12 protein-coding genes are annotated in these 11,714 nt (G+C 69.2%); 3 read left to right on the forward strand and 9 right to left on the reverse strand.

Going from position 1 to position 11,714, the window contains the following annotated elements:
• Positions 1 to 366 precede the first annotated feature (366 nt).
• The 6 genes from kynU to UUA_RS06275 form a co-directional block, all read right to left on the reverse strand.
• On the reverse strand, positions 367 to 1,662 hold the full coding sequence (gene kynU, locus UUA_RS06250; RefSeq protein ID WP_008435216.1) for a kynureninase: 1,296 nt from the start codon (positions 1,660 to 1,662) through the stop codon (positions 367 to 369).
• A 159-nt stretch (positions 1,663 to 1,821) separates the two neighbouring features.
• Positions 1,822 to 2,340 carry a hypothetical protein gene (locus UUA_RS06255; RefSeq protein ID WP_008435218.1) on the reverse strand — a complete coding sequence of 173 codons (519 nt, stop codon included), beginning with the start codon at positions 2,338 to 2,340 and terminating at the stop codon, positions 1,822 to 1,824.
• Positions 2,337 to 3,371 (reverse strand): amidohydrolase family protein, encoded by a 1,035-nt coding sequence (locus tag UUA_RS06260; protein WP_008435220.1) that lies wholly within the window; start codon positions 3,369 to 3,371, stop codon positions 2,337 to 2,339. Before UUA_RS06260 ends, UUA_RS06255 begins: the two co-directional genes overlap by 4 nt.
• 97 nt (positions 3,372 to 3,468) lie before the next feature.
• Entirely contained in the window at positions 3,469 to 5,550 is a 2,082-nt protein-coding gene (locus UUA_RS06265) for an FUSC family protein (protein WP_008435221.1), read from the reverse strand.
• A 220-nt stretch (positions 5,551 to 5,770) separates the two neighbouring features.
• Entirely contained in the window at positions 5,771 to 6,334 is a 564-nt protein-coding gene (gene efpL, locus UUA_RS06270) for an elongation factor P-like protein EfpL (protein ID WP_008435223.1), read from the reverse strand.
• Between the two features lie 129 nt (positions 6,335 to 6,463).
• Positions 6,464 to 7,231 carry an SDR family NAD(P)-dependent oxidoreductase gene (locus UUA_RS06275; protein ID WP_008435224.1) on the reverse strand — a complete coding sequence of 256 codons (768 nt, stop codon included), beginning with the start codon at positions 7,229 to 7,231 and terminating at the stop codon, positions 6,464 to 6,466.
• A gap of 210 nt (positions 7,232 to 7,441) precedes the next feature.
• On the opposite strand from UUA_RS06275, the gene UUA_RS06280 reads away from it, so the two are divergent.
• Positions 7,442 to 7,906 (forward strand): RcnB family protein, encoded by a 465-nt coding sequence (locus tag UUA_RS06280; RefSeq protein WP_008435226.1) that lies wholly within the window; start codon positions 7,442 to 7,444, stop codon positions 7,904 to 7,906.
• Positions 7,907 to 8,065: 159 nt separating this feature from the next.
• On the opposite strand, the gene UUA_RS06285 is transcribed toward UUA_RS06280, so the two are convergent.
• Together UUA_RS06285 and UUA_RS06290 are read right to left on the reverse strand one after the other, a co-directional pair.
• On the reverse strand, positions 8,066 to 8,641 hold the full coding sequence (locus UUA_RS06285; protein WP_008435228.1) for a GNAT family N-acetyltransferase: 576 nt from the start codon (positions 8,639 to 8,641) through the stop codon (positions 8,066 to 8,068).
• A gap of 5 nt (positions 8,642 to 8,646) precedes the next feature.
• Positions 8,647 to 9,135, reverse strand: a complete 489-nt coding sequence (locus UUA_RS06290) for a GNAT family N-acetyltransferase (protein WP_008435230.1) — start codon at positions 9,133 to 9,135, stop codon at positions 8,647 to 8,649.
• 32 nt (positions 9,136 to 9,167) lie between these two features.
• Between UUA_RS06290 and UUA_RS06295 the strand changes: the two genes are divergently transcribed.
• Together UUA_RS06295 and UUA_RS06300 are read left to right on the forward strand one after the other, a co-directional pair.
• Positions 9,168 to 9,839, forward strand: coding sequence for a glutathione S-transferase family protein (locus UUA_RS06295; RefSeq protein ID WP_008435231.1), 672 nt, complete (start codon positions 9,168 to 9,170; stop codon positions 9,837 to 9,839).
• Positions 9,836 to 10,312 carry an NUDIX hydrolase gene (locus tag UUA_RS06300; protein ID WP_008435233.1) on the forward strand — a complete coding sequence of 159 codons (477 nt, stop codon included), beginning with the start codon at positions 9,836 to 9,838 and terminating at the stop codon, positions 10,310 to 10,312. The genes UUA_RS06295 and UUA_RS06300 overlap by 4 nt, the downstream gene beginning before the upstream one ends.
• A 22-nt stretch (positions 10,313 to 10,334) precedes the next feature.
• Here the strand turns inward: UUA_RS06300 and UUA_RS06305 are convergent, their stop codons facing one another.
• Complete coding sequence (locus UUA_RS06305; RefSeq protein WP_008435234.1) at positions 10,335 to 11,681, reverse strand: metal-dependent hydrolase family protein; 1,347 nt, start codon at positions 11,679 to 11,681, stop codon at positions 10,335 to 10,337.
• Between the last annotated feature and the right edge of the window lie 33 nt (positions 11,682 to 11,714).

Here is an 11,714-nt window from a genome sequence, read left to right on the forward strand (position 1 = left end):
ACGTCGAAGACAAACTCAACCGCAGGCCGCGGAAGCGGTTAGGCTATCGTACGCCGCAAGAAGTGTTCGAGCAGTCGCTCAAACGCGCTGCACTTCGGAGTTGAATCCGCCGCCCAAAAATGGGGTATTGCACCGAGTATGCGGCTCTGTTTCCAGCCGTTTAAGCGACGACTTTCTGCGGAAGATCACCCACTTGCGTTCCAGTCATGGTGTGGTTCTGGTGCTGCCGGTGTTATCCGGCATTTTTGAGGGTGTATGTGTTACACGCGCAGTCGGATTGCCTGGCCGAATCAAGCCTGTGCGTATCCTGCAGCGTGGAGTTCCAACCTCGCGGGAGCGCGGTGTGATCTCGGCGGGCGGCCCAGCTCAGCCGCCGCGGCTCCACTTGCTGACCGCCTCGGCAAACACCAGGCAATCCGCGAAGCGGTTGTACAGCGGGGCGGGCGAGATGCGGATCACGTCGGGTTCGCGCCAGTCGCCGATGATGCCGTGGTCCATCAGGTATGCGAACAGTTCGCGGCCGCGCTCGCGGCCGCCGGTCACGCGGATCGAGAGTTGGGCGCCGCGGCGTTCGGCTTCGGCGGGCGTCACCACTTCCAGCACGTCGGCGAGTTGCGTGTTCACCAGCCACTCCAGATAGCCGGTGAGCGCGAGGGATTTCTCGCGCAGCCGCGCCATGCCGGCGCGGCGGAAGATCTCGAGCGACACGCGCAGCGGCGCCAGTGCGAGGATGGGCGGGTTGGACAGCTGCCAGCCGTCGGCGCCGGGCGTGGGGTGGAATTCGGGACCCATCTGGAAGCGGGTGGTCTTGTCGTGGCCCCACCAGCCGGCGAAGCGCGGCAGCACGGCTTGGGCGTGGCGTTCGTGCACGAACGCGCCGCCGACGGCGCCGGGACCGCTGTTCAAATATTTGTAGCTGCACCAGATCGCGAAGTCGGCGCCGCTGTCGTGCAGTTGCAGCGGCAGGTTGCCGACCGCGTGGGCGAGGTCGAAGCCGACGGTGCAGCCATGCTTGTGGCCAAGTGCGGTGATCGCCTCGAGGTCGAAGGCCTGGCCGGTGCGGTACTGCACGCCGGGCAGCAGCACCAGCGCGATACGCGAGCCATGTTCGGCCAGCGCGCGTTCGATGGCGGCGAGCGAGGTGGTGCCGTTCGGTTCGTCGCTCGGCAGCTCGATCAGCGCGGTGGCCGGGTCGAAGCCGTGGAAGCGGATCTGCGATTCCACCGCGTAGCGGTCGGTGGGGAACGTGCCGGCCTCGATCAGGATCGCCGGGCGCTCGGCGGTGGGGCGGTAGAAGCTCACCATCATCAGGTGCAGGTTCACGCCCAGGGTGTTCATCGTCACCACCTCGGTGGGCTGCGCACCGACGATGGCGGCGAGGTCGTCGCGCACGAACTCGTGGTAGTCCATCCACGGCAGGCGGCCCTTGAAGTGGCCCTCGACGCCCAGCTCGCCCCAGTAGTCCAGCTCCGCATTGACAGCTTCGCGCACCGCGCGCGGCTGCAGGCCCAGTGAGTTGCCGCAGAAGTAGACGCTGTCAGAAAGCCGGCCGTCGCGGCCCTCGTGCGGCGGGATCATGAACTCGTCGCGGAACGCGCGCAGCGGATCGGTGGCGTCCCGGGCGCCGGCCCAGTCGAGGGTGGCTTCGAAGCTGGCGGGCATCGTTCAGTCTCTGAGAGTGGCTCCTCCCTCTGCATGTCCCAAAAGGACTTCCTTCGGTCACAGGGGAGGTTGGGAGGGGTTGCCCGAGCATGCGGGAAGATCAAGAGCTACCCCACCCCAACCCTCCCCTGCGAGGCAGGGAGGGAGCAAGGCGGTTGACTATTTCAATTGCTCGGCGATCGCGTCGCAACCCTTGTCGAAGGCGGCCTTCCACTCGGCACCGGCCTGCGTCTGGCTGGGGCGCACGCAGCGCAGCTGGATTGCGTGACCGTTCTTGAACCAGTAGTGCTCGGTGTAGCTGAAGGCGGTGGCGTTTTCCTGCGCGGTGTAGACGTTGCTGTTCGGGCCTGGCGGCACTTCGTTGGCCTTGTAGCCGGGCAGCGCCATGGCTTTGGCAGTGGCTTCGCTGCGGTACTGGTTGAAGCCGTTGAGGTCGGCCACTTGCTTCACCGTGATGGTGACGCGGGCCAGGCTGTTCTTGCCGGTGGGCGAGGGGTCGGGCACCTGGAACACGCGGGCCTCGGGGTCGCCCTGGGTTTCCATGATGTCGAGCCAGTTGCCCGGCGTGCTGAAGTGGACGCTGCCGTCGGCCATGCTGACGTCGGCGGCGCGCGCACCACCGGTGACCAGGGCGGCGGCAAGGGCAATCGCGAGGGTGGTGCTGCGCAGGAGGCTCATGCGGGTTCCTTCGTGATGGGGTCGGGGGCGAAGCGGTGACGGGGCAGGCCCAGCCATTCCAGCGCCGTGCCGTGAAACAGCCTCGCGCGGTCGGCTTCGTCCAGGCCAAGCGCCTCGATGCCGCTGCCGGGTTCCTGTTCCCCCAGCGGGAAAGGATAGTCGGTGCCGAGCATCACCTGGCGGGCGCCCGTCACATCCAGCAGATAGCGCAGCGCCTGGTCATCGTGCACGCAGGAATCGAAATAGAAGCGATGCAGGTATTCGCGCGGGTTGCGTGGGTTGTCGGTGGCGACCAGGTCGGGGCGCATCTTGAAGCCATGCTCGATGCGGCCGATGGTGTAGGGGAAGCTGCCGCCGCCGTGGGCCAGCATCACGCGCAGCTTCGGCAGCCGCTCCAGCACGCCGCCGAAGGCCAGGCAGCAGGCAGCGCGCGACTGCTCGGCGGGCATGCCGACCAGCCATGGCATCCAGTATTTCGGCATGCTGGCCATGCCCATCATGTCCCACGGGTGCACCAGCACCGCGGCGCCGAGATCGGCGGCGGCCTCGAAGAACGGGAACAGCTCCGGCGCGTCCAGGTTCCAGTCACCGCAGTGCGAACCGATCTGCACGCCCTGCAGGCCCAGCTCGTCGATGCAGCGTTCCAGCTCGCGCACGGCCAGCTGCGGTGCCTGCAGCGGCACGGTGCCGATGCCGGCGTAGTGGCGCGGGAAGTCGCGACAGATGCCGGCCATGTGCTCGTTCAGATGGCGATGCAGTTCCAGCGCCTGGTGGCCTGGCGCCCAGTACGAGAACAGTACCGGTACGGTGGAGATCACCTGTACGTCGACGCCGAAGCGGGCGTAGTCGTCGATGCGCGTCTGCGGGTCGAACGCCGAATCCCACACCTCGCGGAAGAAGCGGCTGTCCTTGTAGATGCGGTGGCGGCCGTCGGTGTGTGTCATCACCGGGAAGCGGTCGTCGCCGAACTTCGCCGCCAGATTCGGCCAGTCGCGGGGCAGGATGTGCGCGTGGGTGTCGATCTTCAGCATCTGCGCAGTGTAAAACCTCCGTGCGGTGGCGTCGCGCTTGGTAGGGCGGACACCGCCCGCCGGCCCTTGAAGCAAACAGCGGCGGGCGGTGCCCGCCCTACCGGACGGGAGCGTCTGGCCGGCCGCGGTTCGTTACGTAGGCCAGCGTGTCGATGTTGTCAACCAGGCGGTCGCTGATGCGCGCCAGCAGCTCGGCGGCCGCGGCGTCGCCGTCCTCCTGCGTCGCGCCGACCAGCTGGCGCTGCAGCGCGCGCAGGTCGGGCAGCGGGCCGGTCGGATGCTGTTCGCGCAGGGCGGTGGCGATCGCGCGCAGGTTGCCGGCCGCCTGTCCGACGAAGCGTGCGACGCCGACCGGCTCGGCCAGCGTGGCGAGATCGTCGAGGGTGGCTTCCAGCGTCATCGCGGTGCGCGCCAGGCGGTTGCCGTTGGCGAACAGCGCGCGCGCCAGTGCGAGCAGTTCCGGCGGCGTGGCCGGCTCGGTGCGCATGCGGTCGATCGAGGCCTGCGCGTTGGTGCGCGCGGTGCGTGCCGCGCTGCGTGTGTCGTTGTGGAGGGCGATTTGCCCGGGCTTTGCCAGGGCGTGCAGGTAGCTGGCGTAGGCGTCCAGCATGTCGGCCAGTGCGGCGCGCGCGCGGCCGCGTTCCCAGGTCGGCCAGGCCACGTAGGCGAACAGGGCCATGCCGCAGCCGAGCGCCGTGTTGATCACGCGGTCGCTCACCGCCAGGCCCGGGTTCACGCCGTCGAACGAGAGCAGGATCACCACGGTACCGGTCAGCGCCGCCACCGCGATGCCGTAGTGCGCGCCGGCCAGGTAGCGGAACGCCATGCACAGCACCGCCATCAGCGCCAGGTGCGCCCATGGCTCGTCCGGTGTGACGTGCAGCAGCACGGTGGTCAGCACCAGCCCGAGTACGGTGCCGAGCACGCGCAGCAGGCCGAAGTTGAAGGTGGCGGCGAAGTCCGGGCGCAGCACGATCGCCGCGGTCATCGGCAGCCAGTAGCCGTGCGGCAGTTGCAGCAGGCGCGAGAGCCACAGGGCGGCGGTGAGGCAGACCGCCATGCGCACGGCATGGCGGAACGCCACCGAACGCGGCGTGAGGCTGGCGCGCAGGATGGCCCAGGGCGAGTTGCTGCGCAGCGACGGCGGCAGCCGGGTTTCCGCCGCGTTGGCGCGCAGTTCGCCGCGGCTGCCGGCCCAGTCGGCGTTGCGCACCGCGGCGGCCAGCTGGCCGGCCAGCGCGTGGATGTGCGCGGCCACGCCGTCGGCACGGTCGTTGCCGTCGAGCAGGATGCGCTCGCTGGCGCGCAGGGCCTCAAGCGTGCGCTGTGCGCGTTCGGGCGAGTCGCCGCGTTCCAGCGCCTCGGCGATGGCTGCCAGCACGTGTGCGGCGTCGTCGCGAAACCGCGCATGGATGCCCGCCTCGGCATGCAGTGCGCTCATCGCGGTGAGCTCCAGCCGGATCCGCTCGGCCAGCTCCAGCAGCACGCCGAACGCCTCCATCGCACGGCCGTGCGCACGGTGGCGGCCGAGCAGGGTCTGCTGCAGCGTGGTCATCGCCTCGGTCAGCGCGGGCGCGTCGGCCTCGTCGCGCGACGGCCGCCGGGCCAGTTCCGCCAGCCCCGCGTACACCTTGGCCAGCGCCATGCGCTCCGGCCAGTAGCGCTGCAGCGGCCACGCCGCCAGCGAGAACGCCATCAGCAGCAGGCCGCCGGCGAAGATCAGCGCGGCGCCACCGAGCGCATGCTCGAGCGAGGCCGGCGTCGAGGCGGTGATCACCAGCAGGATCATGCTGGTCATGCCGACCCGCGCGGTGTCGGTGCCGAACACCACCAGCAGCCCGCCGAAGAAGCCGCAGGCCGCGGTGGCCAGCAGGATCGGCAGCAACTGGCCGCCGATCAGGAAGCCCACCAGCGCGGCGAGGCCGGCGGCGAGCGACGCCAGCAGCAATTGCCGCATGCGCTGGCGATACGGGCCGGGCTGGTCGGAGAACATCGTGTCCAGCGCACCGGCGGCCACGCCCAGGCCGATCTGCGGGTGGCCGGTGGCCATGCCCACGCCCAGCGGCAGCACCACCGCCACGGTATTGCGCAGCACCACCCGCCACGGCACGTCCGGCCGCTTGACGGCGGTCAGGCTTTCAAGCGCGTGGGCGCGGAGCGAGTAGCCGCTGGAGGACATCAGGCGAGGCGGGCGGGTGATGTGGGAAGCGAGTATGGCAAAAACCGTACGGCGCAGGCCTCCTCGCAAACGCGCGAGAGCTCACTGGACTCTCGCAGACGCGATGAATGGCTGAGGCGAGTAGGCGTCCCTGCGGCGCCGCCGCTCGGCATCCTGCCTCGCCCTCGCCCTCGCCCTCGCCTGACGCGCGCGATGCGTTACTTCGCATCGCGCAAACGCGTCAGGCTCGACCGGCGAACTCGCCGGTCAGTGTGTTCACCCACACCTTCTCGTCGTTGGTGATGTACTCGGGCACCTGGATCTCGATGCCGGTGTCGAGCTTGGCTGGCTTGGTGCGCTTGGTGGCGCTGGCGCCCTTCATCTCCGGCGCGGTGTCGACCACGGTGAGCACCACGCTGGTGGGCACCTGCAGGCCTACCGGGGCGTCGTCGATCAGCTGCACGTAATAGCCCTCGACGCTCTCGACGATGTAGCCGGCGTTGTCGCCCACCAGTTCCGGCGACAGCGGGTACTGGGTGTAATCCTCGGCGTCCATGAACACGAAGGCCTCGCCATCCATGTAGGAGAAGTTCGCCGCGCGACGCACCAGGTCCATCTCGCGCAGATCGTCGTCGGCGCGCAGGCTGAGGTCGTACTTGCGCCCGCCGGGGATCGAATACATGGTGAAGCGGAAGGTGACATTGCCCCCGCGCGCGGTGGGCGCGCTGCGCTCGATGTCGCGCACCTGGTAGACGGTGCCGTCGTGTTCGACCACGTTGCCTTTCTTGACGTCGGAAGCTTTCATGGGTTGTAACCGGGTGATGTGGAGTTTCATGGTCGTCATCCCTGCGAAAGCAGGGATCCAGCAGCTTCGGCCCCTGAAGATCAAAGGCGCTGGATTCCGGCTTGCGCCGGAATGACGGCTGGGAGGTAATTACTTCGGCTGCAACCGCACCGCACCGTCGAGCCGGATCGTCTCGCCGTTGATGTAGCGGTTGGTCAGGATGAAGGCTACCGTGGCGGCGAACTCCTCCGGCTGGCCGAGGCGCGAGGGGAACGGGATCGAGGCGGACAGCGACTGCTGCACGGACTCGGGCATGCCATCCACCATGGGAGTCCAGAAGATGCCCGGCGCGATGGTCGCCACGCGGATGCCGAAGCGTGCCAGTTCGCGCGCCATCGGCAGGGTCATGCCGACCACGCCGCCCTTGGAGGCGGAGTAGGCGGCCTGGCCGATCTGTCCTTCGTAGGCGGCGACCGAGGCGGTGTTGACGATCACGCCACGCTCGCCGTCCTCGCCGGCCGCGTTGTTTTGCATCAGCGCCGCGCCGGCCTTGGCCACGTTGAAGCTGCCGACCAGGTTCACCATCACCGTGCCGGAGAACGTGGCCAGCGGCATCGCGCCTTCCTTGCCCAGCACGCGGCCGGCGCCGAGGATGCCGGCGCAGTTCATCACCACGTTGAGGCCGCCCATCGCGTGGTGCGCGGCGGCCACGTTGGTGGCCACGCCGTCCTCGGAGGTGACGTCGGTGCGGAAGAAGCGGGCGGCAGTGCCCAGTTCCTTTGCGGCGGCCTGGCCCTTGTCCTCGTTGACGTCGAACAGCGCGACCTTGCCGCCGTTCGCCACCAGATGCTGCGCCACCGCGTGGCCAAGACCGGAAGCGCCGCCGGTGATGATCGCCCTGACCTGATCGAGCTGCATGGGAATTCCCCCGAAATGGATGCTGAAAGCCGCCAATGGTAGCCGAGCGGCCCCGGTTTCTGCAGGCTGAACGGGAGGCCGGCCGGCCCGGGCGGTTCATGCCGGGTTGGGTCGGCTGGGGCAAGCTTTGTGCCGGGCTGCACAGCGGTGCCGGCGCGATTGCCGGTACGATGCGGGCGGCCCCATGGCCCATAGGAGTGGAGATCGAACATGAAGAAGCTGCTAGGTCTGTCCGTCGTGTGCGGTGCGATGCTGATGCTGGCCAGCGGCCCCGTGCTGGCGCAAGGTCACGGCCACGGTCGCGGCCATGGTCACGGCAATGACGGGTATGAGCAGGATGATGGCGATCGCGGCCGCGGCTATGATCAGGATGGTGGCCGCTACGTGCGCTACGACGATGACGACGACCAGGGACCGGGTCACGGTCGTGGCCGCGGCCATGCCTACGGCCACTACAAGAACTGGCACGACCGCGGCCGCCACGAGGGCTGGTACAAGCGCGGCGGCTACCTGCCGGTGGAATACCGCAGCACCCGCTACGTGGTGTACGACTGGCGCGACGCCGACCTGCGCGAACCGCCGCGCGGTTATCGCTGGGTGCGCAGCGACAGCGGCGACTACCTGCTGGTGGCGATCGCCACCGGCGTGATCGTCGACCTGCTGCTCAACCAGTAAGCAGGCCCACCCCGACGCATGAAGACGTGCTCGCCACCGCGGGCACGTTTTTTTTATGGCATCGCATAGTTGTAGGGCGGGCACTGCCCGCCAGCTTTGGCTTCTTCGGCATCGTGAGGAAAAGCGGCGGGCCGTGCCCGCCCTACGTGCGTTGCGAACTCAGTGCTGGCGTTCCAGCAGCGATTGCAGCTGCGCTGGCGGCAGCCGGGGGAACGGGATCACGGCTGCAGGCGGGTTCGCCACCGGCTGCAATTCTTTCTGCCACACCCCCACGTCCCACCACTGCCCCAGTTTGTAGCCGCACTGGCGCCATACACCGGCAGCCTGGAAGCCCATCGCCTCGTGCATCGCCACGCTGGCCGCGCCGGGCAGGGTGATCACGCCCACGGCCTGGGTGATGCCCTGCTGCCGCATCACGTCCAGCAGCACGCCGTACAGTAGGCGCGCGATGCCGCGGCGCTGCGCGTCGGTGCGCACGTAGATCGAGGTCTCGGCGATCCAGTCGTAGGCGGCGCGCTCGCGGAAGCGTCCGGCATAGGCATAGGCCAGCACCTCGCCGGCCTCTTCCCACACCAGCCACGGGTAGTGCTCGAGGCGAGCGCGCAGGCGCTCGCGCATGGCGTCCACGCCCGGCAGTTCGGTCTCGAAGGTGGCCGTGCCGGCGCTGACCGAAGGGGCGTAGATCGCGTGGATGGCAGCGGCGTCCTCGTCGCGGGCGGTGCGGATGGCGGTCATCGCGGTCACAGCTCGCGGATGAAGAAGCGGTCGCAGCTGAAGTGTCCGGTGCCGCCCAGCGGCGCGCACAACGGCGTGAAACCGCTGCGCTTGTACAGCGCCTGGGCCGCGTCCATGCCGGTCAGCGTTTCCAGGTAGCAGCGATTGAAACCGTGCGTGCGCGCCGCGTCGAGGCAATGCTGCATCATCGCCGCCCCCGCGCCGATGCCGCGCGCGGCGGGCAGGAAATACATCTTGCGCAGTTCGCACACGTCCGCTTCGGCATTCTGCAGCGGCGCCACGCCGCCGCCGCCGATCACCACCCCGTCGCGCTCGACCACGAAATAGCTGCTGCGTGGCTGGGCGTAGGCCTCGCACATCGTGTCCACCTCGGCGTCGTGAATCGCGAAGCCGGGGCCGTCGGCGCCGAACTCGGGCATCACGGTGCGGATGATCGCGGCCATTGCCGCGTTGTCGGAAGGCTCGATCGGGCGGATAAGGTAGTCGTTGGCCATGGAAGCGAGGTGCTGGGGAAGGAGAGGGTGTAGTGTGCACCGAGCTGGTGCCGCCTGGGAGTCGTGCCGTGCTGGTCTACGATGCCATAAGCCCCGCGCCGCGCTGCCTGCGCATGTTCCTGCTGGAGAAAGGCCTGCGCCTGCCGGCCGTGACGGTGGACGTGATGCGCGGCGAGAACCGCGAGCCGGCCTGGCTGGCGGTGAACCCCGCCGGGCAGACGCCGGCGCTGCGCCTGGACGATGGCAGCGTGCTGGCCGAAGCGGTGGCGATCGCCGAATACCTGGAGGAGCTGCACCCCGCGCCGGCGCTGATCGGCGCGACGCCGCAGCAGCGCGCGCTGACCCGCCAGTGGTGGCGGCGGGTGGAGCTCAACGTCACCGAGTTCATCCACAACGCCTTCCACTACGCCGAGGGCCTGCCGCGCTTCACGTCGCGCATCCCGGTGGCGCCGGAGGCGGCGGCGGGTCTGAAGCGCATCGCCCAGGATCGCCTGGCCTGGCTCGATGGCCTGTTCGGTGCCGGGCCGTGGCTGTGCGGCGAGCGCTTCAGCGCGGCGGACATCTGGCTTTACGTGTGGCTGGATTTCGGCGCCGGCATGAACCAGCCCTTCGACCGCGCGCTGCCGAACATCGGGCCGTGGTTCGCGCGCATGGAGGCACGGTCGAGTGCAGCGGCCAGCCGCGAGCTGCTGGCAACCGCATGAGCGCCGAACGCAACCTGCCGGTGCGCAGCAGCATGGTGTCCGTGGTGGCGTTGCGCGGCTCGGGCGCGGCGACGCAGATGCTGGTGGCGCGGCGTGCCGGCGCCTATCTTGACGGCGCGTGGAGTTACCTCGCCGGACATGTCGAGGCGGGCGAGACGGGCTGGCAGGCCGCATTGCGCGAATTGCGCGAGGAAACCGCGCTGGTGCCGCAAAGCTTCTGGGCCACCAGCTTCTGCGAGCAGGTCTATCTCGCTGCAACGGACACCGTCGAGATCGTGCCCGCCTTCGTGGCGCGCCTGGCCGAGGGAGTGCAGGTGCGGCTCAACGGCGAGCACTCGGCGTTCCGCTGGGTCACCCTGGACGAGGCCGCCGCGCTGCTGCCGTTCGGCAGCCAGCGCGAGCTGCTGGCGCACGTACGCCGCGAGTTCGTGGAGCGCGAGCCCTCGCCGTTCCTGCGCCTCGCGCCTCGCTAGCTGGCGGTTCGGCGAGGCCGTGTCAGCGCGGCGTTGCCGCGCCTGAGGGATCTTCCCGGCCGCTGGCCGGGCGTAGGTAGACGACGCCGTCCTTCATCACGAACACCGGCTTTTTCAGCGCGTCGATCTGCGCGCTCGGGTCGCCCGCGAAGGCGGCGAGGTCGGCGCGCAGGCCGGGCGCGATACGGCCGAACGCAGCCTGCTGGCGCAGGATCTTCGCCGCCACGTCGGTGGCAGCGTGCAGCGCCTGCGCCGGTGTCATGCCGTCGGCGACCATCGCGACCGGTTCGCGCCAGTTCTCGCCATGCGTGAACACGCCCACATCGCTGCCGTTGCCGATGGTCACACCCAGTTTCAGTGCGGTGCGGAACGCGCGGGTGGCTTCCTGCATGGCTGGCGTGGGCGCTGATTGCCCGGGCACGTAGTGCTGGAAGTACTCGGAGGTGGCTTCCACCGCGGTGAGCGTGGGCTCGTAGGCAATGCCCTTCTGCTTGAGCAGCTTGAACGTCGCCTCGCTAGCGCCGTAGCCGTGCTCGATGGTGTCCACGCCTGCCTCCGCCGCGTTGCGCACGCCGGCCTCGCTGGCCGCATGCGCGGCGACCGGACGGCCGATCTGGTGGGCCGCCTCCACCATGGCCCTGATCTCGGCCGGGGACAGCGTGGGCATCGTCTGGCCGTGGGCGCCCACACGGTAGTCGGCGTACAGCTTGATCCAGTCCGCGCCGCGCGCGGCCTGCTCGCGCACGGCCGCCACGGCAGCATCCACGCCAGTCACCGGCTGCGCGCCCTGCGGCAGGTCCAGGTCGGGACGGAAGCCGTGCGGTCCCGGCCCATAGCTGGCGGTGGCGACGATGGCGCGGGTGGCGACGAACAGGCGCGGGCCGGGAATCAGCCCTTCCTCGATCGCCCGCTTGATCGACACGTCGGCGTAGCCGGCGCCCTCGGTGCCGAGGTCGCGCAGGGTGGTGACGCCGGCGAGCAGGGTGGCCTTCGCATGCGCGGCGGCTTCCAGCGTGCGGTAGTCCTGCGGTTCGGTGAGCACCTGATCGTTCCACAACGTCTCGTTGTACGGGTGCAGGAACAGATGCGAGTGCAGGTCGATCAGGCCGGGGGTGAGCGTGGCGCCGGGCAAGGTGACGCGGCGTGCGTCCGCAGGCGCATCGATCGAGCCGGCCGGGCCGACCGCCGAGATCACGCCGTCGCGCACCAGCACGGCCCAGCCCGCGTGTGCGGTGTCACCCTCGGCGGTCCACACGCGATCCGGCAGCAGCAGCCAATTACCCTTCGGCATGGCGGCACCCACGGGCAGGGAGCACAGCAGGAGCAGTAGGAGTGTCACCATCCAGCGGATCGTCGGGCATGCGCGCATCGTTCGTTCTCTTCGCCGATCAGGCTTTCGATG

The sequence above is a fragment of the Rhodanobacter thiooxydans LCS2 genome (assembly GCF_000264375.1).
Classification (GTDB): Bacteria; Pseudomonadota; Gammaproteobacteria; order Xanthomonadales; family Rhodanobacteraceae; genus Rhodanobacter; species Rhodanobacter thiooxydans.